Origin of the sequence: Dysosmobacter segnis, from assembly GCF_014297285.1 — a bacterium.
GTDB lineage: Bacteria > Bacillota > Clostridia > Oscillospirales > Oscillospiraceae > Oscillibacter > Oscillibacter segnis.
In genome coordinates, this window is record NZ_JACOQI010000002.1 from 183,025 (window position 1) to 205,741 (window position 22,717).

At 57.7% G+C, this 22,717-nt stretch carries 16 protein-coding genes and 2 riboswitches; of the genes, 7 read left to right on the plus strand and 9 right to left on the minus strand.

Going from position 1 to position 22,717, the window contains the following annotated elements; translation table 11 throughout:
* Positions 1-104 precede the first annotated feature (104 nt).
* Together H8Z83_RS03150 and nifJ are read right to left on the minus strand one after the other, a co-directional pair.
* Positions 105-869 (minus strand): zinc ribbon domain-containing protein, encoded by a 765-nt coding sequence (locus tag H8Z83_RS03150; RefSeq protein ID WP_187013715.1) that lies wholly within the window; start codon positions 867-869, stop codon positions 105-107.
* Between the two features lie 350 nt (positions 870-1,219).
* The gene (gene nifJ / locus H8Z83_RS03155; RefSeq protein WP_187013716.1) at positions 1,220-4,741 is read right to left on the minus strand and encodes a pyruvate:ferredoxin (flavodoxin) oxidoreductase; all 3,522 of its coding nucleotides are present in this window, start codon (positions 4,739-4,741) and stop codon (positions 1,220-1,222) included.
* Positions 4,742-5,637: 896 nt separating this feature from the next.
* Positions 5,638-5,718, plus strand: a riboswitch (ZMP/ZTP riboswitch).
* Positions 5,719-5,786: 68 nt separating this feature from the next.
* Here nifJ and pflA point away from each other — a divergent pair.
* Both pflA and pflB read left to right on the plus strand, forming a co-directional pair.
* On the plus strand, positions 5,787-6,509 hold the full coding sequence (gene pflA, locus H8Z83_RS03160; protein WP_187013717.1) for a pyruvate formate-lyase-activating protein: 723 nt from the start codon (positions 5,787-5,789) through the stop codon (positions 6,507-6,509).
* Positions 6,510-6,536: 27 nt separating this feature from the next.
* Positions 6,537-8,780, plus strand: a complete 2,244-nt coding sequence (gene pflB / locus H8Z83_RS03165) for a formate C-acetyltransferase (RefSeq protein WP_187013718.1) — start codon at positions 6,537-6,539, stop codon at positions 8,778-8,780.
* Between the two features lie 179 nt (positions 8,781-8,959).
* Here the strand turns inward: pflB and H8Z83_RS03170 are convergent, their stop codons facing one another.
* From H8Z83_RS03170 to H8Z83_RS03180, 3 genes are all read right to left on the minus strand, one after another.
* Entirely contained in the window at positions 8,960-9,703 is a 744-nt protein-coding gene (locus tag H8Z83_RS03170; protein WP_187013719.1) for an amino acid ABC transporter ATP-binding protein, read from the minus strand.
* A gap of 1 nt (position 9,704) precedes the next feature.
* Positions 9,705-10,601, minus strand: a complete 897-nt coding sequence (locus H8Z83_RS03175; RefSeq protein WP_187013720.1) for an amino acid ABC transporter permease — start codon at positions 10,599-10,601, stop codon at positions 9,705-9,707.
* A 93-nt stretch (positions 10,602-10,694) separates the two neighbouring features.
* Entirely contained in the window at positions 10,695-11,654 is a 960-nt protein-coding gene (locus H8Z83_RS03180; protein ID WP_187013721.1) for a transporter substrate-binding domain-containing protein, read from the minus strand.
* A 130-nt stretch (positions 11,655-11,784) separates the two neighbouring features.
* Positions 11,785-11,959: riboswitch (Lysine riboswitch) on the minus strand.
* A gap of 254 nt (positions 11,960-12,213) precedes the next feature.
* On the opposite strand from H8Z83_RS03180, the gene H8Z83_RS03185 reads away from it, so the two are divergent.
* A complete protein-coding gene (locus H8Z83_RS03185) occupies positions 12,214-13,425 on the plus strand; it encodes a BaiN/RdsA family NAD(P)/FAD-dependent oxidoreductase (protein ID WP_187013722.1) in 1,212 nt (403 codons plus the stop codon).
* Between the two features lie 222 nt (positions 13,426-13,647).
* Here H8Z83_RS03185 and H8Z83_RS03190 read toward each other — a convergent pair whose 3' ends face one another.
* Positions 13,648-15,090, minus strand: a complete 1,443-nt coding sequence (locus tag H8Z83_RS03190) for a sodium-dependent transporter (RefSeq protein WP_187013723.1) — start codon at positions 15,088-15,090, stop codon at positions 13,648-13,650.
* Positions 15,091-15,293: 203 nt separating this feature from the next.
* Here H8Z83_RS03190 and rimM point away from each other — a divergent pair, with 203 nt between their 5' ends.
* From rimM to H8Z83_RS03205, 3 genes are read left to right on the plus strand one after another with little or no spacing between them, the layout of a single operon-like run.
* A complete protein-coding gene (gene rimM / locus H8Z83_RS03195; protein WP_187013724.1) occupies positions 15,294-15,785 on the plus strand; it encodes a ribosome maturation factor RimM in 492 nt (163 codons plus the stop codon).
* A 6-nt stretch (positions 15,786-15,791) separates the two neighbouring features.
* On the plus strand, positions 15,792-16,577 hold the full coding sequence (gene trmD, locus H8Z83_RS03200; protein ID WP_187013924.1) for a tRNA (guanosine(37)-N1)-methyltransferase TrmD: 786 nt from the start codon (positions 15,792-15,794) through the stop codon (positions 16,575-16,577).
* A gap of 27 nt (positions 16,578-16,604) precedes the next feature.
* Complete coding sequence (locus H8Z83_RS03205; RefSeq protein ID WP_187013725.1) at positions 16,605-17,156, plus strand: hypothetical protein; 552 nt, start codon at positions 16,605-16,607, stop codon at positions 17,154-17,156.
* A gap of 246 nt (positions 17,157-17,402) precedes the next feature.
* On the opposite strand, the gene H8Z83_RS03210 is transcribed toward H8Z83_RS03205, so the two are convergent.
* Positions 17,403-17,876 carry an LURP-one-related/scramblase family protein gene (locus tag H8Z83_RS03210; protein WP_187013726.1) on the minus strand — a complete coding sequence of 158 codons (474 nt, stop codon included), beginning with the start codon at positions 17,874-17,876 and terminating at the stop codon, positions 17,403-17,405.
* Between the two features lie 12 nt (positions 17,877-17,888).
* The gene (locus H8Z83_RS03215) at positions 17,889-19,190 is read right to left on the minus strand and encodes a M18 family aminopeptidase (RefSeq protein WP_187013727.1); all 1,302 of its coding nucleotides are present in this window, start codon (positions 19,188-19,190) and stop codon (positions 17,889-17,891) included.
* A gap of 219 nt (positions 19,191-19,409) precedes the next feature.
* Between H8Z83_RS03215 and nrdD the strand changes: the two genes are divergently transcribed.
* Positions 19,410-21,608 carry an anaerobic ribonucleoside-triphosphate reductase gene (gene nrdD / locus H8Z83_RS03220; RefSeq protein WP_187013728.1) on the plus strand — a complete coding sequence of 733 codons (2,199 nt, stop codon included), beginning with the start codon at positions 19,410-19,412 and terminating at the stop codon, positions 21,606-21,608.
* 111 nt (positions 21,609-21,719) lie between these two features.
* Here the strand turns inward: nrdD and H8Z83_RS03225 are convergent, their stop codons facing one another.
* Entirely contained in the window at positions 21,720-22,640 is a 921-nt protein-coding gene (locus H8Z83_RS03225) for a carbon-nitrogen hydrolase family protein (RefSeq protein WP_187013729.1), read from the minus strand.
* Positions 22,641-22,717 lie beyond the last annotated feature (77 nt).

Genomic DNA, 22,717 nt, shown 5'->3' on the forward strand with positions numbered 1-22,717 from the left:
TGGCAGATTCCCTGCAGGATCGGCACACAGACGCGCCCTTTTCCGTCAGCCTGTTCAGTCAAAGAAAATCAGATGCACGTCTCACGGCGTGCATCTGATTTTTGCTATCTTTTCTTGTAAACGACCAGCTCCGGGTTTTTACCGTTTTCCTCATAGGTGCAGACCAGCAGAAAATCCATATTTGCGGCAATGCCGAAGCAGCGGTCGCCGCCAAACTCACATTCCAGCTGGTTGCCGAGGTAGGTCGCCTGATCGTCAAGGAATTTGACGGTTTTTCCGTTGGGAAGGCGGTATGCAAGGTTGATATACTTGCCTACAAGCGCGTTGAGCTTTTCCACCTTGGGCATCCCGTCAATATGCAGATCGTTGAATTCATCCATCAGTGTCTGCTTATACTGCGCAAAGGCTTCCGCGCCGCCGAGATTTTCATACCGCTTCCAGTAATTGAGCTTTGGCAGCGTATTCTTCAGGTAGGCCCGCGCCTGTTCGGCGGGAAATTCCTCGCTGGCCATGTTCTGCACGCAGACCTCGATCAGATCGTCTAAATCGTGGTACATATACTCGCCGTCAGCATAGCACCACTTGCAGTACTCCTCATTGAAAAAGCCGTCTGTCTCCCTGCTGATGTCCCCGTCTGCAAGGGGCATCCCGCAGCATTGACAGATAAGCTGTCTCGGTGAGCCGAGCAGCGTATTGATGGAGACATCAAAGAGCTTTGAGAGCAGCTTCAATGTCTCAATATTCGGCGTTGTTTCTCCGTTTTCCCAGCGGGAAACCGCCTGGCGGGTCACAAACACCTTTTCCGCAAGCTCGTCCTGTGACAGTCCCATCTTTGTCCTGAGTTCCAGAATCATATCCTTTGTATCCATACGATCATCACCTCACGGTCATCATACCCCAAAGTTATCGGTATGACAAGCAACCTGCTGTTGCGGAATGCATGATGATCGAATACGCTGCCCTTGCGGGTAACGCGGCACAGCGGTACAACATGATCGTTTCCCAATTATATGCAAAAGGCTCTCTGGCAATATGCCAGAGAGCCTTTTATGCGGAGAGAGTATGGTAAGAGTAAAAACAGAAAACGGATATGTAACCTCAGTTGTTTTCCTGAGTCGCTGCTGCATTTGAACTTGTACCCATACAAGACGAGATTACATCAGAAAGCAAGGTTTGCTTTCACACCAATTTCATGTTTCGTGCTGATTCTGACCGACAATTACTGCTCAGCCAGATGCTTGTATTTGGCATAGCGCTGAGCGCAGAACTCCTCGGCCTCGGCAAACAGGACCTTGGCAGTCTCGGGGAAGGTTCTGGTCAGAGAAGCGAAACGGGTCTCGCCCATCATGAAGTCCAGCAGCTGGCCATTGGGCTCCTTGCTGGTCAGGATGAACGGATTCTTACCCTCGGCCTTCAGCTCGGGCACATAGCGCCACAGGGGCCAATAGCCGCACTCGCTGGCCAGCTTCTCCTCCAGCTGAGCCTGGCTCATGCCCTTGGAGATACCGTGGTTGATGCAGGGAGCGTAAGCGATGAGGATGGAGGGACCGTGATGTGCCTCAGCTTCCTTTAGAGCCGTGATGAGGTGCTGCTCGTTGGCACCCATAGCGACCTGAGCAACATAGACATTGCCATAAGTCATGGCGATGGCGCCCAGATCCTTCTTGCCGGTTCTCTTACCGCCGTTGGCGAACTGAGCCACGGCACCCAGCTGAGTGGCCTTGGAAGCCTGACCGCCGGTGTTGGAGTACACCTCGGTATCGACAACCAGGACGTTCACGTCAGCGCCGGAAGCCAGGACATGGTCCAGACCGCCGAAGCCGATATCGTAAGCCCAGCCGTCGCCGCCGTACATCCAGACGCTCTTCTTGGGCAGAGCATCCTTGTTGGCCTTCAGGAAGGCGATATCATCAGAGGTCTCAGCAGTGGCGTTCAGAGCAGCCACAACAGCCTCGGACAGAGCACGGGTCTTGTCGCCGTTATCGCCCTCAGCCAGCCAAGCCTCAAGAGCGCTCTTCAGAGCAGCGTCGGAGGTAGAAGCCACCACAGCCTCGGCGTGAGCAGCCATCTGACGACGCATCTGGTCGATGGACAGCTTCATGCCCAGGGCATACTCGGCGTTATCCTCGAACAGGGAGTTGGAGTTGGCAGGACCATGGCCCTTCTCATTGGCCACATAGGGGAAAGAAGGAGTGGAGGAACCCACAACGTAAGCGCAACCGGTAGCGGAGGTAACGAACATCCGGTCACCGAACAGCTGAGACATAAGCTTCATGTAAGGAGCCTCGCCGCAGCCGGCGCAGGCGCCGCTGAACTCGTACAGAGGACGCTCGAACTGAGAACCGCGGACGGTGAACTTGTCCATGGGGTTGGTCTTGGTGGACAGGGTCAGGGCATGCTCCCAGTTCTCCTGCTCGGGCATCTGGGTATCCAGCAGCTCCATGACCAGAGCCTTCTCCTTGGCGGGGCAGACATTGGCGCAGGCGCCGCAGCCCTGGCAGTCCAGAGGATCGACCTGCATACGGAAGGTCAGGCCCTCGAAGCCCTTGCCCTTGGCTTCCTTGGTGACGAAGGCGGCAGGCTTTGCAGCCTCTTCCTCCGCGTTCAGCAGGAAGGGACGGATAGCAGCATGAGGGCAGACCAGAGCGCACTTGTTGCAGCCAATGCAGTTCTCGGGAATCCACTGAGGAACCTTCACAGCGATGCCGCGCTTCTCATACTTAGAAGTCTCAGAGGGGGTAACACCATCAGCGTAGGGCATGAACTCGCTCACGGGGATGGCATCGCCGGCCTGCTTGTTGACGGGGATCTGGATCTCACGGATGTAGTGAGGCAGGCTTGCATCGGGAGCCTTGGTGTCGTCAGCCAGGGTCTTCCAGGACTCGGGAACGTTGATCTTCACGGCGGCGTCAACACCTCTGTCAACGGCGGCACTGTTCATGTCAACGATCTTCTGGCCCTTCTTGGAGTAGGACTTGACGATAGCGGCCTTCATGTACTTCACGGCGTCCTCAATGGGGATAATGCCGGAGAGCTTGAAGAAGGCAGCCTGCAGCACGGTGTTGGTGCGGTTGCCCAGGCCCAGCTCCATAGCGATAGCGGTAGCGTCGATGGTGTAGAAGTTGATCTCACGCTCGGCGATCTGACGCTTCACGCGGTTGGGCAGGTGCTCCTCCAGCTCAGCGCCGGTCCAGCTGGTGTTCAGCAGGAAGGTGCCGTGAGGCTTGATCTCGGAAACGATATCGAAGTCCTTGATGTAAGAGGTCTTGTGGCAGGCCACAAAGTCAGCCATGGTGACATAGTAGGTGCTGTGGATGGGCTCATGGCCAAAGCGCAGGTGGGACTTGGTAACGCCGCCGGACTTCTTGGAGTCATACTCGAAGTAAGCCTGAGCGTACTGATCGGTGTGGTCACCGATGATCTTGATGGAGTTCTTGTTGGCGCCAACGGTACCGTCGGAGCCCAGGCCCCAGAACTTGCAGGAGATGATGGACTTGCCGGCGGTGACGATGTTCTCGCCAACGGGCAGGGACAGATGCGTAACGTCATCGTTGATGCCGACGGTGAAGTGGTTCTTCTTCTCACCCTTCATGTTGTCGAACACGGCCTTCATCTGGGCAGGAGTGGTATCCTTGGAACCCAGGCCATAACGGCCGCACAGAGCCTCGATGTTGGTACGCTTGCCTTCCCACAGGGCGTCGCACACGTCCAGATACAGAGGCTCGCCGGGAGCGCCGGGCTCCTTGGTGCGGTCCAGAACGGTCAGGCACTTGCAGGTAGCGGGGATCTTCTCCAGCAGACGCTCCATGGAGAAGGGACGGAACAGGTGGACCTGAATGAAGCCGACCTTCTCGCCGCGCTCCACCAGATAATCAACAACCTCCAGCAGGGTCTCGCAGACGGAGCCCATAGCCACCACAACGCGCTCAGCATCGGGAGCACCGTAGTAGTTGAACAACTGATAGTTGCGGCCAGTGACCTCGTTGATCTTGCCCATGTACTCCTCGACAATGGCGGGCAGCGCATCATAGGCGCTGTTGCAGGCCTCGCGGGACTGGAAGAAGGTATCGGGATTCTGCAGAGTGTTGCGCAGAGTGGGATGCTCGGTGCTCAGGGCATGATCCTTGAAGCGCTGAACAGCGTCCCAATCCAGCATCTTGCCCAGATCCTCATAGTCCAGAACCTCGATCTTCTGGATCTCGTGAGAGGTCCGGAAGCCATCGAAGAAATGCTGGAAGGGGATAGAGCCCTTGATGGCAGACAGATGGGCAACGGCGCCCAAGTCCATGCTCTCCTGCACGCTGGCGGAAGCCAGCTGTGCCCAACCGGTCTGGCGGCAGGCCATGACGTCGGAGTGGTCGCCGAAGATGGACAGAGAGTGGGTGGCCACGGTACGGGCAGAGACGTGCATAACGCCGGGCAGCTGAGAGCCGGCGATACGGTACATGGGCGGGATCATCAGCAGCAGGCCCTGAGAAGCAGTGTAGGTGCTGGTCAGGGAGCCGGTCTCCAGAGAGCCGTGCATTGCGCCGGCCGCGCCGGACTCCGCCTGCATCTCGACCAGCTTTACGGGCTGGCCAAACAGGTTCTTCTTGCCATTGGTAGCCCATGCATCCACATGGTCAGCCATGGGGCTGGAAGGAGTGATGGGGTAAATGGTAGCTACCTCGGTAAACGCATAAGATACGTATGCGGCAGCCTCATTACCGTCCATCGTCTTAAACACTTTGTTTTTTGCCATGAACGTAATTCCTCCTATTATTCTTCCCTGTATTTAACGCGAAGACTCTCCGCCCTTTGAGGTGGCCCCCTAATCGGGCGGATCAGCCTACTGAGCAAGCTGTATCTTAGAAACTGCTCCTCCGTTCCTACTGAGGGGCAGGCCATATTAATACAGCTACGTTCTTGATATGATTATAACTCTACACATTGCAAGTTTGCAAGTCCAAAAATGTTTCAAATGACGTAAGCGCTTTGTCGATAGCAAAGCATTTACGTTATTTTTACTTAATGCATGCCGCATCCCCTGTCCCGGTCTCCTATCCTGTTCTGGCAAATATACGGCCCTCCTACCGCTGTAAATACTGTAAATACAGTATAATAGGCTGTCGAAGCAAAAAAGTTCCACATAAAGTTCGTCGAATGGCCTATAACTTTTTTCAATAGTTTGCTATGAAATAATGGTATATGCTGTTTTTGCGGTAAAACGCCACAGTCTCTCATGTATCTGCCCACTGCGACACCAACCCCGTGTCAACGGGTGTGCTTTCTTTTGCATACAGGCGAAATGCTCAAACAGCTGTGGCATTCCGGAGCGGCCCGTATAACCTTTCGGTCACTATAAAGTTGAACCTTGCATTTTCGCATTTTCTCCATTGTCTGCCGCACAACTAAATCGTCACCGCCGTCACACTCCATTTAAGATTTCCGCACTGCGCAGGTCATGTGCCGCTTTTCAAAGCAGTCCTGATAGCGCAGGCTGTCACCCATAGAGTTTGACCCCTTCCCTGTTCAGCTTGCGGGCAAAGCTCTGGCTATCTGCCGCGCTGCGTTCCACTCCTCCGGCGTATACACGTTGAGAAAGTCACCGCGCGTTGGTGCTTGACAAAAGCTTCCAAAGCCCATATACTATGGGCATGGTGATCATATGACTGACGGAAGTGGATGTTACCACATGGAGTATGATCGTGAAACCAGCCGACCGTCTGGGCAGAAAAAGCTCAGATCGGTGCGGCTTTTTCTTTTTATACGGATCATTTGATCTGTTGAAAAGGAGGTTTTTCTATTTGATCGAGGGATACATCCATTCCATTGAATCAATGGGTCTTGTGGACGGCCCCGGTATTCGCACGGTGGTATTCTTTCAGGGCTGCCGCCTGCGCTGCCGCTACTGCCACAACCCCGACACCTGGGCCATGCGCAGCGGAAAAGAGCAGATCTTCACGCCTGAACAGCTGGTGAACAAGCTTCTCCGCTTCAAGCCGTATTTCGGCGATAACGGCGGCGTCACCTTTTCCGGCGGCGAGCCGCTCCTGCAAAAGGACTTTTTATGTGAGGTCCTGCGCCTGTGCAAACACGCGGGCATCCACACCTGCATTGACACCGCAGGCTGCGGCAGCGGCGGCTACGAGGAGATTCTGGCCCATACCGACCTCGTTTTGCTGGACATCAAGCACTTCTCGCTGGACGGCTACCACAGCATCACGGGACAGTCTCCGCAGGAGTTTTTACAATTCCTCTCCGCCGTGCAAAAGGCCGGTACGCCTCTTTGGATCCGTCACGTGGTGGTCCCCGGACTCACGGATTCCGACGCCCATCTGGAAGGGCTGCGCGCGTATCTGCATACGATCCACAACATTCAGCGGGTGGAGCTGCTGCCCTACCACACGCTGGGTGCGAACAAGTATCATGCACTGGGTATCCCGTATTCCTTAGAGGACGTACCCGCCCTTCCGCCGGAAGCCTTGGCTGACTGGCAGCAGCGATTTGACCGTGAATTCCATATTTAAATAAAATAGACAGGAGCGTATAAAACTATGCCTATTGATGTAAACTGCAGCGCCTGGAAGGGCTTTCGTACCGGCGAGTGGCGTCATCTCGTCAACGTGCGTAATTTCATTCAGAAGAACTACACCCCCTACGCCGGTGACGAGAGCTTTCTGGCCCCAACGTCCGAACGCACTCAGAAGGTTTGGGACAAGTCCCACGCCTTGATTTTAGAGGAGCTGCGCAAGGGGATCTTAGATGTGGAAACCGATGCCATCTCCGGCATCAATAACTTCGCTCCCGGCTATATTGACCGGGACAATGAGGTGATCATCGGCCTGCAGACCGACGCTCCCCTGAAGCGCATCGTAAACCTGTACGGCGGTATGCGCATGGCCGAATCCGCTCTGGAGCAGTACGGCTACACGCTGAACCCCGAAATTGAAAAGCATTTCAGAACCTACCGCAAGACCCACAACGACGGTGTGTTCGACGCCTATCCCCACCGCACCCGAGTGGCCCGTACTGTGGGCCTGCTCACCGGCCTGCCCGACGCTTACGGCCGTGGCCGCATCGTGGGCGACTACCGCCGTGTCCCCCTGTACGGCACTGATTTTCTGATTGAAGAGAAGAAAAAGGATCTGGACGCTCTGGACGGCGCTATGACCGACGAGCGTATCCGCCTGCGGGAAGAAGTGCAGATGCAGATCCGCGCTCTGCAGGAGATGGCCCTGATGGCCAAGGGCTACGGCTGTGACATCACCAGGCCCGCCGAGACCGCCCATGACGCTGTGCAGAGCCTGTACATGGCCTATCTCGCCGGTGTAAAGGAAAACAACGGCGCTGCCACCAGCCTGGGCCGCACCGCTACCTTCCTGGATATTTACATCCAGCGGGATCTGGACAACGGCACGCTGGACGAAGCCGGCGCGCAGGAGCTGATCGACCAGTTCATCATCAAGCTGCGGCTGGTGCGCCATCTGCGTACTCCGGAATACAATGAGCTGTTCGGCGGTGATCCCACCTGGATCACCGAGTCTCTGGGCGGCATGGGCATCGACGGCCGCACTTTGGTGACCCGCAACACTTTCCGCTACCTTCACACCCTCACCAATCTGGGCACCGCCCCTGAGCCCAACCTGACCGTTCTGTGGAGCCAGAACCTCCCCGACGCCTTCAAGCGCTACTGCGCCAGAATGAGCATCGACACCGACTCCATCCAGTACGAAAATGATGACATTATGCGCCCCATGTACGGCGACGACTACTGCATCGCCTGCTGCGTATCCGCTATGGCGGTAGGCAAGCAGATGCAGTTCTTCGGTGCCCGTGCCAACCTGGCCAAGAGCCTGCTGTACGCCATCAACGGCGGCGTGGATGAGAAAAAGGGCCTGCTGGTCATCCCCGAGATTCAGAAGGACGATGACGAGGTGCTGGACTATCCCAAGGTGCTGGCGAACTACAAGAAGGTGCTCTCCTACGTTGCCGAGCTGTATGTGGACACCATCAATATCATCCACTTTATGCATGACAAATACGCCTATGAATCCAGCCAGATGGCCCTCCACGATACGCTGGTGGAGCGGCTGGCCGCTTTCGGCGTGGCGGGTCTTTCCATCGCCGCCGACTCTCTCTCCGCCATCAAGTTTGCCAAGGTGAAGCCCGTCCGCAATGAAAACGGCATTGCGGTGGATTTCGTCACCGAGGGTGACTTCCCCAAGTACGGCAATGACGATGACCGGGTGGACGATATCGCTGTGGAAATTGTTTCCTACTTCTCTGCTGAGCTGAAAAAGCACGCGCTGTACCGGGATGCCATTCACACGCTGTCCGCCCTGACCATCACCAGCAACGTGATGTACGGCAAAAAGACCGGCTCCACCCCTGACGGCCGCAAGGCGGGCGAGCCCTTCGCCCCCGGCGCCAACCCCATGCACGGCCGGGATGAGAGCGGCGCGCTGGCCAGCCTGAACTCTGTAGCCAAGATCCCCTACCGGGCCGTGTGCCAGGACGGTGTTTCCAACACCTTCTCCATTGTGCCCAACGCACTGGGCAAGACCGCCGAGGAACGCCGCAGCAATCTGGTACAGATCCTGGACGGCTATTTCGTCCAGGGCGCGCACCATCTGAACGTGAACGTGATGAACCGCGAAATTCTGCTGGATGCTATGGAGCATCCAGAGAAGTACCCCACGCTGACTATCCGTGTGTCCGGCTACGCCGTGAACTTCAACCGCCTGAGCCGCGAGCAGCAGCTGGAGGTGGTCAAGCGCACCTTCCACGAATCCATGTAAGCACCTGCGTATTCCCGAATGTTTACAGCCCGCTGTTTTCAAACAGCGGGCTGTGTTTTATCTTTTTGTTTTATTTGAGTACTGCGCAGCTTTTCTGACTGGTTTCTGAAGCAAAATAGCCAAAACCCCCGGCGGCTGTTTCAACAGCCGCCGGGGTCTCTTTTACGATTGCAGTCTCCTTATTCCACGCCCCGGAATCGGGCCAGGAACTCCTTCGTCTCCCGCTGTTGGGGGTCGCCAAAGACCTGTGCCGGCGTACCCTGTTCGCAGATCACGCCCTGGTGCATGAACACCACCTGTGAGCTGACATCCCGGGCAAAGGCCATCTCGTGAGTCACCACCAGCATGGTCATACCCTCCTGGGCCAGCGCCTGCATGACGTTCAGCACCTCGCCCACCATTTCCGGGTCCAGAGCGGAGGTGGGTTCATCGAACAGCAGCACCTCCGGGTCCATGGCCAGTGCCCGGGCGATGGCCACCCGCTGCTTCTGACCGCCGGAGATCTGCCGGGGCTTGGCGTTGATATAGGGGGCCATACCCACCTTTTCCAGATATTTCAGTGCCTGCTGCCGGGCCTCCTCCTTGCTGCGCTTGAGGACCTTCATCTGTCCCACCATGCAGTTTTTGAGGACCGACATATTGTTGAACAGGTTGAAGGACTGGAACACCATGCCCACATGGGAGCGGTACTCCGGGGCATTGACGCCCCGGCCCGCCACGTCGGTGCCATGGTAGAGGATCTGACCGCTACTGGGGGTCTCCAGCAGGTTGACACACCGCAGCAGCGTGGACTTGCCGGAGCCGGAAGCGCCGATGATGGAAATAACGTCGCCCCTCTTGACAGTAAAGTCAATATCCCGCAAAACCTCATGGGTGCCGAAGGACTTGCCGAGGTGGCGGATCTCTAAAATATTCTCGCTCATATCAGCGTCCTCCTCTCGTGCTGCCGTTGCGGTTTTTCAGGCCGATGCGGATGCGGTTTCTCTTTTCCTCGCCGGTGTATTCCCGGTTGACCTCGTCAAAGGGTGTTCCCCGGTCGGGATGGCTGTAAGTGCCAGCCGCCATCACCAGCTGATCTCCCTGGGCCAGCTCGTAGCTGTCAGAGCCGTCCATGAGCTTTTCCACCAGCCGCAGGATCAGGGATGCGATCAGCGTCAGGGTCAGGTAGCCGATCATTTCAATGGTAGCAGAGGGGAAGTACATATTGTTGACGCCCACGATGTAGCGGTGCTGGGCGAAGAACTCCGTAAAGCCGATGATAAACATAACGGAGGTGTCCTTCACGTTGATGATGTAGTTGTTGCCGATCTGGGGCATGATGTTCCGCAGGGCCTGGGGCATGATGACGTTCACCATGGTCTGGAAATGGGTCATGCCAATGGCCTTGGCCCCCTCGGTCTGGCCGGGGTCAATGGAAATGATGCCGCCCCGAACGGATTCCGCCATGTACGCGCCGGTATTGATGGCCACGATCAGAAGCGCGGCGGCGAAAATATTGTCGAACCGGAGGGCGTTATTGGAAAAGTAGGGCAGGCCGTAGTAAATGAACACGGATTGCAGCACCATGGGGGTTCCCCGGAACACCTCTACATAAATGCGGATGATGATCCGCAGCAGCTTCAGCAGGAACCGCTTGGGCAGAGGGTCCTTCTTCGTATAAGGAATGGTATTCAGCACACCGCACAGCAGTCCGATGAAGCAGCCGATCAGTGTGGCGAGGAAGGCCAGCTTCAGTGTATTCCAGATACCGGCCCAGTACATCACCTTGTACTTGCTCCACAGCAGGACCATATCCTGTCCCAGCTTCACAAACTTATCCATGGTCAGTCTCCAATCATCTGTAATAATCAGCGAGGCCCCGCGCCGGGGCGTTTCTTGGGATCACCGGGGGGCCGGAGCCCCCCGGCGGATCACTCAGATCTCAGGCTGAATGGAAATAGCCTGATCCATCAGGGCGTTGAACTGCTCCTCATTCAGAGCGGAGAGGACGGTGTCGATGGCGTCGGCCAGCTGGGTGTTGCCCTTCTGGACAGAGATGCCGATGTTCACGTTCTCGGCCCGCTCTTCTTCAGTAGCAAACTGGAAGTCGCCGTCGGTGCCGGAGAAGTTCAGGATCACCAGATTGTCGTCCTTGGCGACGGCGGCCAGAGCGGTGGGCATATCGGTGCAGACATAGTCCACAGCGCCGGTCTGGAGCTGCATGATCATTGCGGGGGCACTGTCGGCAGGAGCCAGCAGGTTGGTATTCTCGATCTGGGGCAGGCAGGAATCATACCAGATGGTGCCGGACTGGGAGGTGCAGGTGCCGCCGGCCAGATCAGCGATAGAGGCTGCGTTGGCGTACTGGCTGTCCTTGGTGGTCAGGACCACGATGGTAGCGTAGTAGTAGGGGCCTGCCATATCCACTTCATTCATGCGGTCGGCGGTCATGGACTGACCGGCAATGTTGGCGTCCATGGTGCCGGACTGCACGGCGGGGCACAGGGAATCCCACGCGGAGGACACGATCTCAAGCTCCCAACCATAGGTCTCACAGATGCGCTGGGCGATCATTACATCGTAGCCGTTGGCGTAAGCGCCGGGAACGTTGGAAATGGGCACCGCGCCGTTGGAATCGTCCATCTGGGTCCAGTTGTAGGGCGCGTAGGCGCACTCCATGCCAACGGTGAGCACACCGTCCTCCAGGCCCGGAATGGCGCTGGTGTCCGTGCCGGTCAGATCCTCCACAGGGGGGATCTCCACGGTGGGAGCGGCGGGGGTGGTCTCCGCAGGGGTGCTGTCATTGTTGGAGGAACTGCTGCTGTCGCCGCCGCAGGCGGTGAGGGCCAGAGCCATGGTCAGGACCAGAATTGCGCTCATCCATCTTCTTCTCATACTGTCTCCTTCTTGTCCGGCGTTTTTCTTCCCCGCCGGCGAGGAATGATGAAAAAAATGAACCGCTTTGCCAAGCGGTTCATGGAATATACGGAAAATCTGTCCCTTGAAAATAGGACGTCTCCGAACAGCCAATGATAGCGCTTCACAAAAAATTCTTGTGACAGTCCGGCAGATCTTCTCTGCCGACCCAGCATCCGGACAACAGGCATTGTCCTGACACTTCGGCGGTGGCCCCTTTCCCACTCCACGGCTGCTCTGGCCTTGTGGAGAGTACTGATGGATACCGCGCCTCTATCAAGCGATTCAATTTTGACTGCATCTTAGCACCGCTTTTCGCCATTGTCAACCATTTTTCCAAATTTTTAGTATCTTTAGCAGGTGTTGGCAAAAAACGGATGCTTTACAGGCTGATTTATGGTATGCTTTCACAATAAGCCTTGTCATTAACGTTGCTTATGTTGGGAGTCCAGACCGCTCTTGTCTTTTCTGCTCAAGTCCCGTATAATGAACAGCGTAACAATATTCCTGTGCCGAATTGCGGCGAAAGGAGCCAACCATGAATGTCATCGTTATCGGCGGCGGGGCCTCCGGCCTCATGGCCGCCATCACCGCCGCCAAGGGCGGCCATAGCGTCACGCTGCTGGAGCGGCAAGCCCGTGTTGGCCGCAAGCTGCTCTCCACCGGCAACGGCCGCTGCAACCTCACCAATCTGAACATGGGCCTTCCCTACTATCACGGACAGGACGCCGCTTTCATCCGCCCCGCCTTTGAAGCGCTGAGTCTGGATGCCACGCTGGATTTCTTTCACGGTCTGGGCCTGCTGACAACGGCGGAGGACAATGGCCGGGTCTATCCCTACTCCGATCAGGCAGGCAGCGTGGTGGACGTGCTGCGCTTCGCCGCCGACGCCGCCGGGGTCATGACCCGCGCCGGGTTCGAGGTGACGGGCCTGAAGAAAACAAAACGGGGGTTCACCGTCCTCTCCGCCGAGGAAACCCTCCCGGCGGACCGGGTCATCGTCTGCTGCGGCGGCATGGCCGGCGGTAAGCTGGGCGGGACCCGCAGCGGCTATGAGCTGCTGCAATCCTTGGGCCACAGCGTCACCAAGCTGTATCCCGCACTGGTGCAGATCAAGACGGACAACACCTTTGTCAAGGCTTTGAAGGGCGTCCGGGCCAATGCTGACCTCCGGCTCTGTCGGAATCGGGACGCCGTGTCTGCCAGCCGGGGTGAGGTTCAGTTTACCGACTTCGGTGTCAGCGGCCCCGCCGTGTTCGAGCTGTCCCGGGCCGCCGCCACGGAAAAAGGGCCTCTGACACTTCATATCGATTTGCTGCCCCAGCTTTCCACACCGGAAATCGAGGAGCTGCTCCGCAGGCGGCTTAGTTCCATGCCGGAGCTGACCACGGAAAACCTGTTGGCCGGGGTGCTCCACAACCGTCTGGGCCGCACGGTCCTGCGGTATGCAGGCTACGGGCTGACGGACCCGGTGGCATCCCTGTCTCCCGCCGATCTGCGGAAGATCGCGGGAGCCGCCAAGGACTTCGCTCTGCCGGTGGTCAGCGTACTGGGCTTTGACGGGGCGCAGGTCACAGCCGGCGGTATCCGTACCGCCGAGTTTGACCCCAAAACCCTCCAAAGCCGCCTGGTGCCGGGACTATACGCCGCCGGTGAGGTGCTGGACATCGACGGTGACTGCGGCGGCTACAATCTGCAATGGGCCTGGTCCAGCGGCTATCTGGCCGGCCTGCTGAAAAGCGGAACATAGTAATAGTAAAAAATCAAGGGAACGGAATAACCGTTCCCTTGATTCATCGTGTCGAAAAATCTTTTCTCCCCGCTGAATTCATTTTCAGTACTTTATAAAAGTTCTGAAAATGTATTATTTCAACAACGCAGGACACCCTTCTTGGGTTTCCCGCGCACACTCTTCCTTACCGTTGTGGAAAATCTATCTTCCTATCGATAGATTCAATCAATTCAGAACCAATCAGAACCAGTTCAATGAGAAGAAATCGTTCACCTGTCCCGCCAGCACCAGCAGCATACCGATGGGCGTGATATACTTGATGCAGATCCGATAGAAGGTGTCGATCCTGCCGGTATAGCCGATATGGAGCTCGTCCAGAACCGTCTGAGGACGGATCTCCCAGCCCACCATAATGCTCATCATCAAAGCCCCGATGGGCATGGCCAGGCCCTCAGACAGCATATCCACAAAGTCCAGCATGGAATCGTTCCAGCCGGCGGTCGCAGGCCAGGGGAACACACCGGTGGTACCCAGACCGTCGATCCCTACCAGCACCGAAACTGCGAAGATGGCAAGACAGACCAGAAACGCCACCTTGGGGCGGTTTCCCTTTCTGCCTTTCTGCTCCGCCCGGTCCAGGAAATAGGTGATGTCCACTTCGATCAGGGCGATGGCGGAGGAAATGGCGGCAATCAGCACCAGCAGATAGAAAATCACGCCGAACAGCGCGCCGGCGGTGCCCATGGCCCGGAACACATCCTGTAAGGTGACAAACAGCAGGTTCGGGCCGCCCAGCTTGATCTGGTCCAGCGGCGTTCCGCTGGCGATGCCGTTGGCTACGGCGGCGGGGATCACAGCGATACCGGCCATAGTAGCCACCAGCGTATCCGCAAACACAATGATGGCGGAATTTTTCACCAGATCCTCTTTCTGGTTCAGGTAGGAGCCGTAGGTGATCATGGCGCCCATCGCCAGAGACAGGGAGAAGAACATCTGCCCGCCGGCGCTGGCAAACACGGACAGCAGGCTGGGCGTCTCCGCCACAAATCCGGCCTCCACAGCGTATCCCGGCACGAACATGAACTTCAGGCCCTCCATAGCGCCGGGCAGGGTCAGGGAGCGGATGATGATGACCACCAGCATGACAAACAGCGTGGGCATGCCTACGTTATTGAACTTTTCAATGCCGCCGGAAATACCGCTCCGGTTGATAAGATAGCACAGAGCCAGAAACAGGGCGGCAAACAGCACCGCTCCGGCAGGATTGGACAGCATGGCGGCAAACAGTTCCCCGCCGGTGGCCAGCGATTCGCTGCCGAAGGCAAAGTTGCTGAGGTTCAGGGCCATATATTCGATACAGTAACCGCCCAGCACCGCGTAAAAGCCCATCACCGCAAAGGGAGAGAACAGCGCCAGCCAGCCGATCCACCGGAATTTCTTCGTCAGGGCGTGATAGGTGCCCATAGCGCCCTGCCCGGTCTTGCGGCCCATGGCAAGCTCCGAGGCCATGACGATAAAGCCCACGAAAATTGCCAGCAGTGCATAGACCGCCAGATACGCGAAGCCGCCGGACTTACCCATTTTGTAGGGGAAGCCCCAGATATTACCCAAGCCAACCGCAGAGCCGATGGCCGCCATCAGGAAGCCCAGATTGCTGGCCCAACTGGCACGTTTTGTCTCCATAAACGATTCCTCTCTTCTTCAGTATGCAAAACATATTACTTATACCCTCTTTTTTTCCGTCCGTCAAGACGCTGATTGCACGAAAGCGCAGATCGCCGACAAAAAAGTCTCCCATTTTTTCAGAAATCAGGTTCCTATTGCCTGCCCCGCCGAAAACGTATATAATAACAGGCAAGAAATCAAACACAGACAAGGAGTGCTTTATGAAGCAGGAATTTATCCGGGTGGGCCGCATCGTCAACGCCCACGGCATCCGGGGCGAGGTGCGGGTGCAGCCCCGCCGGGTCTCCCCCGCGCTGCTGACCCGCTGCAAAACCTTTTATATCGACGGTCAGCCCGTCGCCCCCACGGCGAATCACGTCCACAAGGAGCTGGTGCTGCTGAAGCTCCCCGGCGTGGACGATATGAACGCCGCCCTGACCTATAAAAATAAAGACCTGTTCCTCCGCCGGGCCGACATCGTTCTCCCGGAGGGAGAGTATTTTGACGATGAACTGCTGGGGCTGGAGGTCTATGACTGTGACACCGGCGCCCTGCTGGGAACTCTGACGGCGGTGGACGAGTACCCCGCCAGCAAGGTCTACACCGTCAAGGGTGAGCGGGAGATCCTGATCCCCGCCGTGAAGGACGCCTTTATCCGCTCCGTTGATTTGGACGGGGGACGGATGGAGGTCAAGGTCTGGGAGGGGCTGTAAATGGACATGCAGATCGACATTTTGACCCTGTTCCCGGAATCCGTGGACGCCATGCTGAACGTCAGCATCTTAGGCCGGGCGCAGGAGCGGGGCTATATCGCCATCCGCACCCATCAGATCCGTGCCTACACCACCAACAAGCAGATGCAGGTGGACGATTACCCCTACGGCGGAGGCCGTGGGGCCGTGATGCAGGCAGACCCCCTGTTCCGCTGCTGGGAGCACGTTGTCAACACCTACGGCCCCGGCCGGACCATCTTCATGTCCCCCTGCGGTCGGACCTTCACCCAGTCCGTCGCCAGAGAACTGAAGGCCCAATATGACCACCTGATTTTAGTCTGCGGCCACTACGAGGGCATCGACCAGCGGTTCATCGACGCGTGTGTGGACGAGGAACTGTCCATGGGCGATTTCGTCCTCACCGGCGGAGAGATCCCCGCCATGGCGGTAGCGGACGCCGTGTGCCGCATGGTGCCCGGTGTGCTGCCGGACGCCGAGTGCTTTGAGGAGGAATCCCACTGGGACGGACTGCTGGAATATCCCCAGTATTCCCGGCCCGCCGTGTGGCATGACCGGGCCGTACCGGAGATTCTGCTCTCCGGAGACCACGCCAAGGTTGCCGCGTGGCGAAAAAAGGAGAGCTACAAGCGCACCATGACCCGCCGCCCGGACCTGTTTGCGAATTTTGACGAATCGAAGCTCACCACCAAGGTGGAGCGGAAAATTCTGGCGCAGGCCAAGGAGGAATTTGCTGCGGAACAAGCTGAAACTTCCACGGAACCGGAGGAATAAACCCTCCCCATCAGAAAGGAGGCCCCCATGAAAAAGCGCGTCATTCTGATTCTCTGCGTGCTTGCGGTTCTGCTGACAGCCGTCATCTGTCTGCCCTTTGCCCGGAAGATCGATACCACCGTCACTGCCACGGAATACCGGTTCAATGATCCGGCATACGCCGTGGAGCACACGGTCGTGATCCACGGTCATGACACCCGGAACCTGCTGGGCTACGGCGTTTTTGAGGGCACCTTTGCCGTCAGCGGCTTTGAAAGCGGTCAGGAGGGGTGGACGTTCCGTGTCTCCTTTTCCGACAAGAAGTCCCTCGGCACCGCACTCAGCCGGCGTCCCAGCGGGGAAACCTGCACCCGGGATCTCTTTCATCTGCGGGCTGACCGGGACTGGTCAGACTTTGCGGGGCTGATCATGGAGGTCTCCGACACGGCAGACCATGCCTCCATCGGAACCTTCGACCCTGACACGGGACGGTTTCTGGTCAGCGGTCCCGCCGACCGGGAGGCCGCCGTCGCTAAAGCGGCGGCGCTGTTCCGAAAGGACCCCGACTGGTACGGCGTGTTTCAAAGACAACCCGACTGACATAACCGAGGCCGGACGCTTGTGCGTCCGGCCTCGGCTCAGCGTGTCGAAAAAGTCTTTTCTCCCCGCTGAGCCAGTTTTCAGAACTTTATAAAAGTTCTGAAAACTAAGGATTTCAATGGCGCAGGACACCCTTCTTGGGTTTCCCGCGCACACTCTTCCTTTCCGTTGCGGAGAATCTACCTCTTTATCGACAGCCTCAACCGAGGCCGGACGCTTGTGCGTCCGGCCTCGGCTCCTGTATATTCAGTTGCTTCTGGAGCACTTCTCCGCGTCGATGGCCAGCACCAGCATCAGCGCCCGGAGGGCGTCGGCGGGGTTTACCACGTCGATGACATAGGTATCCGTCCAGTGGAACAGCTCCTTGGTGACGGTGGCCACCAGCGCCCCGCAAGGCTCCGTTACCTGATAGTCCCATTCCATGAAGCTGCCCTGAACCTGCCAGCCGTTGCAGTCAATGTCGAATTTCGGGGTAAAAAAAGTAAATGCCTTTTGGATACTGCCGATATATTCATCATTTTCGTACAGCTCGAATTTGGGCAGCAGCGTCAGCACCCGCTCCTTCACCGTGCCGATGTGGTTCCCGGCGGCGTCAAGAATGTGAAGGCAATGGCCCCACGAGAGTTTGCCCTCCACGGTGTAGACCGTCTCCCCCGCCTCGTTATAAATGTCATAGCTGTCGAACCACGAGAAAAACCGCTGCTTGAAAAGTAGCTTCATAGGCCCTCCCTGTCAAAAGACGATGCCGCCGTCACGGTCGCGGTGAAAATCTCTGGAAAAATAGGCGGTCATGGCTTTTACCAGATGGTCCGTATCCGCCGCCCCCGCCGTCTCGCAGACGCTGTGCATAGCCAGCTGAGGCAGGCCGATGTCCACGGTGGGGACGGAGAGATGGGCTGTGGAGATATTGCCCAGGGTGGAGCCGCCGGGGAGATCCGCCCGGTTGCTGTATCGCTGGACCGGCACCCCCGCCTCCTGACAGATAGCCTGAAACACCGCCCCGGATACGGCGTCCGTGGTGTAGCGCTGGTTGGCGTTGTACTTGATGACGATGCCGCCGCCCAGTACCGGGAACTCCCCCTTGTCGGCGTACTCCGGGTGGGCGGGGTGGATGGCGTGGGCGTTGTCCGCCGACACCATGAAGCTGTTGGCGACGGCTGCCTTCCACGCTTCGCTGTCAAGGCCGCAGCCGTGGGCGATCCGCTCCAGCACATCGGTCAGGAAGGTGGAATCCGCCCCCTGACGGGTGTTGCTGCCCACCTCTTCGTTGTTGAACACCGCCAGCACCGGCAGGCTCCCGCCGGGCTTTGCCGCCAGAAAGCCCTCCAGACAGCCGAACACGCATTGAAGGTCGTCCAGCCGGGGGGAAACGATAAATTCCCCGTTCAGGCCGGTCTGCACCGCTTTTGTTCTGGGATAGAGGAACAGTTCCGTGGAGAGCAGATGCTCCTCCCGCACCCCAGCCGCTTCGGCGATGAGCTTTCGGAAGGTCCCCGGCTCCTTTCCGCAGCCCAGCAGGGGCAACAGGTCCACCGCCGGGTTCAACTCCGCTCCCTTGTTCACGCTCCGGTCCATGTGGATCGCCACGCCGGGGATCACCAGCAGATCCCGGTCAATGTTCACCAGACGGCTCACAAGGCGGTCTCCCTGCCGGATCATCACCCGGCCCGCCACAGACAAGGGCCGATCCAGCCAGCCACGCCACACACCGCCGCCGTAAGGCTCCACGCTGAGCCGCAGGGTATTGCCGGCGGAAGCCGCTTCTGCGGTCTCCCGCACCTTGAAGGTGGGAGAATCGCTGTGGGACGCCGCCATCAAAAAGCCGTGAAGCGGCCCCTCAGGCACCCGGAACGCCACCAGAGCGGAGTCACCCCGCTCCACAATATATAGTGTCCCCTTTTCCAGCTTCCACTGCTCAGATTCCCGCAGCTCCACCGCTCCCGCCGCCGTCAAGGCCGCTTTGGCGTTGGCCGCCGCATGGTAGCAGGTGGGGCTTTCGTCTAAAAAGCGAAACAGCTTTTGCACCGTATCCACGTAGTTTTCCTCCTATCCGATCCTGATTTTTTATTATTATACGCTCTTTTGTCCCCGAGGTAAAGATAGGTGCCAAAGTTTTCTTGCGCTTTTTATGACATATTACAAATCTGTTTTCAGCCCTTGAAACGCAAGATATTGTATGTTATGATTCTTTTGCTACAAAAATATTGAGGGCGCCCTGTGCGCCCTTTCAAAATGTAATGGAGGAAGATCAGCATGACAGTCATTAAGCGGAACGGCTCGGAGGTAACCTTTGATATCACCAAGATCATTGCGGCCATCACCAAGGCCAATGAAAGCGTGGACGAGTCCATCCGGATGACCCCCATGCAGATCCAGCGGATTGCGGAAAGTGTAGAGTTCTCCTGCCTGAAGATGAACCGCTCCCCCTCCGTGGAGGAAATACAAGATTTAGTGGAGTACCAGATCATGGCCCACGGCGCCTTTGAGGTGGCCAAAAACTATGTGACCTACCGCTACACCCGCTCTCTGGTCCGCCGCTCCAACACCACCGACGAGAAGATTCTCTCCCTGATCGAGTGCTGCAACGAGGAGGCCAAGCAGGAAAACGCCAACAAGAACCCGGTGGTGAATTCCACCCAGCGGGACTACATGGCCGGCGAGGTGAGCCGTGACATCACGGAGCGCATCCTGCTGCCTCAGGAGATCGTGGAGGCCCACCGGGAGGGCATCATCCACTTCCATGACGCTGATTATTACGCCCAGCACATGCACAACTGCGATCTGGTGAACCTGGAGGATATGCTGCAAAACGGCACCGTCATCACCGGCACCCTCATCGAGCGGCCTCACAGCTTCGCCACTGCCTGCAATATCGCCACCCAGATCGTGGCGCAGGTGGCCTCTAACCAGTACGGCGGCCAGTCTATCTCCCTGACCCATCTGGCCCCCTTTGTGGAGGTCAGCCGTCAGAAGATCCGTAAGATCGTGGAGGCGGAAATGGCCTCCATCGGCGCGGACCCCGGTGCGGAAAAGATCACGGAGCTGGTGGAGACCCGTTTGCGGGAGGAGATCCGCCGCGGTGTTCAGACCATTCAGTATCAGGTGGTAACGCTGCTGACCACCAATGGACAGGCTCCCTTCATCACCGTGTTCATGTATCTGGGCGAGGCTGAAAACGAGCGAGAAAAGAAAGATCTGGCCATGATCATCGAGGAGATGCTGCTCCAGCGGTATCAGGGCGTGAAGAATGAGGACGGCGTTTGGGTCACCCCTGCCTTCCCCAAGCTGATCTACGTACTGGAGGAGGACAACATCACCGAGGATGCCCCCTACTGGTATCTCACAGAGCTGGCCGCCAAATGCACCGCCCGCCGCATGGTGCCGGACTACATCTCCGAGAAGAAGATGCGGGAGCTGAAGGGCGACGTCTATACCTGCATGGGCTGCCGCTCCTTCCTGACGCCGGACCGCTTCACCGACGCGGGTATCGGCAACATTGCCAACGCCAAGAATTACCAGCCCGGCAAGCACAAGTACTACGGCCGCTTCAATCAGGGCGTGGTCACCATCAACCTGCCGGACGTGGCACTGTCCTCCGGCGGCAATCTGGACAAGTTCTGGAAGATTTTTGAGGATCGTCTGGAGCTGTGCCACCGGGCCCTTCAGTGCCGCCATGAGCGGCTCAAGGGCACCACCTCCGACGCCGCCCCCATTTTGTGGCAGTACGGTGCGCTGGCCCGGCTGAAAAAGGGCGAAACCATCGACAAGCTGCTCTACAACGGCTATTCCACCATTTCTCTGGGCTACGCGGGCCTGTATGAATGCGTGAAGTACATGACCGGCAAGAGCCACACCGACCCCAGTGCCACCCCCTTCGCCCTATCCATCATGCAGAAGATGAACGACAAGTGCGCCGAGTGGAAGAAAGCCGAAAACATCGACTATTCTCTGTACGGCACGCCGCTGGAATCCACCACTTACAAATTTGCCAAGTGTCTCCAGCGCCGGTTCGGCATCATCCCCGGCATCACTGACAAGGGCTACATCACCAACAGCTACCATGTCCACGTCACGGAGGAGATCAACGCCTTTGACAAGCTGAAATTCGAGGCCCAGTTCCAGCACCTCTCCCCCGGCGGCGCCATCAGCTATGTGGAGGTGCCGGACATGCAGAACAACATCCCCGCCGTGCTGGAGGTGATGAAGTTCATCTACAACAACATCATTTACGCCGAACTCAACACCAAGAGCGACTACTGCCAAGTCTGCGGCTGGGACGGTGAGATCCAGATCGTGGAGGAAAACGGCAAGCTCATCTGGAAGTGCCCCAAGTGCGGCAACACGGATCAGGACAAGATGAATGTGGCCCGCCGCACCTGCGGCTATATCGGCACCCAGTTCTGGAATCAGGGCCGGACGCAGGAGATCCGGGACCGGGTCCTGCATCTGTAAAAAAAATCACTCCGAAGCAACAGGCCTCCTCTGCCAAGATGAGGCCTGTTTTTCTTTGGTAAGACGGCAGCAGCCGCCCCGATGGGAATTTCCGTCAGGGCGGCTGTCTGTTTATTCATGGACCCGCAGCTCCAATACGTCCGGCCGGGCGTAGTGGCCCACGCCGTCAAACTCCATGCGGCTGGCGATGGCCTGCTGCATATCCAGATCGGCGTAGATGATGTCCTCCTTGTCCCACACCGGCTGCGTTACATAGTGGCCGTAGGGGTCCACCACGCAGCTTCCGCCCCGGCAGGGGATGTCGCTCAGCTGTTCGATCTCCTGCGGGCAGTGGAGATCCTTGGGGTACATCTCCTTGGTGAACACCATGTCGGCGTTGATGAAGAAGCAGTGGCCCTCAATGGCAATGTGCTTGATGGTGTCCTGCCATTCGGGGTTATCGTTGGTGTTGGGGGAAATGTAGAGGGTAATGCCCTTCTGGTACAGGGCCACCCGAGCCAGAGGCATATAGCTCTCCCAGCAGATCAGATTGCCCATAGGTCCCCAGGGGGTATCGGTGATGGGGAAATAGTCCTTGTTGGCGTCACCGTACACCAGACGCTCCGCTCCGGTGGGCTTCAGCTTGCGGTGCACGTTCAGCAGCTCGCCTTCGGGAGAGAACACGATGTTGGAGTTATACAGCGTGGCGCTGTCCTCTCCCCGCTCGGACACGCCGATGCTGACATAGGCGTGAGCCTCCTTCGCCGCCTGTCCCAGCAGCTCCGTCTCAGGGCCGGGGACGCAGAGGGAGTTGTCATAGTACCGTTTCCAGTCCAGACGGCCTACCTTGTCCCGGCTGCCCACGGTGTAGCCGAAGGTCATGCCATAGGGGTAGCAGGGGATGATCAGTTCCGGGAACACGATCAGCTCCGCGCCGTTTTTCCCGGCTTCCCGGATCAGTTCCACCATTTTTTCCGTACCGGCTTTTTTGTCAAACATCACCGGGGCGCACTGCACCACAGCCACCCGGCAGGTATCTTTCAGATCTTTCATAAATGCTCCTCCTGACTGGACCGGCGCTTCTGCGCCGCGTTACAGCTTCATGATAGCAAATCCCTTCGCCCATGGCA

Bases quoted from the DNA above. Each gene is read 5' to 3' on its own strand.
- H8Z83_RS03210 (WP_187013726.1), bottom strand. From the start codon at position 17,876: ATGAAGCTACTTTTCAAGCAGCGGTTTTTCTCGTGGTTCGACAGCTAT.
- H8Z83_RS03150 (WP_187013715.1), bottom strand. From the start codon at position 869: ATGGATACAAAGGATATGATTCTGGAACTCAGGACAAAGATGGGACTG.
- trmD (WP_187013924.1), top strand. From the start codon at position 15,792: ATGCAGATCGACATTTTGACCCTGTTCCCGGAATCCGTGGACGCCATG.
- H8Z83_RS03185 (WP_187013722.1), top strand. From the start codon at position 12,214: ATGAATGTCATCGTTATCGGCGGCGGGGCCTCCGGCCTCATGGCCGCC.
- nrdD (WP_187013728.1), top strand. From the start codon at position 19,410: ATGACAGTCATTAAGCGGAACGGCTCGGAGGTAACCTTTGATATCACC.
- nifJ (WP_187013716.1), bottom strand. From the start codon at position 4,741: ATGGCAAAAAACAAAGTGTTTAAGACGATGGACGGTAATGAGGCTGCC.
- H8Z83_RS03205 (WP_187013725.1), top strand. From the start codon at position 16,605: ATGAAAAAGCGCGTCATTCTGATTCTCTGCGTGCTTGCGGTTCTGCTG.
- H8Z83_RS03190 (WP_187013723.1), bottom strand. From the start codon at position 15,090: ATGGAGACAAAACGTGCCAGTTGGGCCAGCAATCTGGGCTTCCTGATG.
- H8Z83_RS03170 (WP_187013719.1), bottom strand. From the start codon at position 9,703: ATGAGCGAGAATATTTTAGAGATCCGCCACCTCGGCAAGTCCTTCGGC.
- rimM (WP_187013724.1), top strand. From the start codon at position 15,294: ATGAAGCAGGAATTTATCCGGGTGGGCCGCATCGTCAACGCCCACGGC.
- H8Z83_RS03225 (WP_187013729.1), bottom strand. From the start codon at position 22,640: ATGAAAGATCTGAAAGATACCTGCCGGGTGGCTGTGGTGCAGTGCGCC.
- H8Z83_RS03180 (WP_187013721.1), bottom strand. From the start codon at position 11,654: ATGAGAAGAAGATGGATGAGCGCAATTCTGGTCCTGACCATGGCTCTG.
- H8Z83_RS03175 (WP_187013720.1), bottom strand. From the start codon at position 10,601: ATGGATAAGTTTGTGAAGCTGGGACAGGATATGGTCCTGCTGTGGAGC.
- pflB (WP_187013718.1), top strand. From the start codon at position 6,537: ATGCCTATTGATGTAAACTGCAGCGCCTGGAAGGGCTTTCGTACCGGC.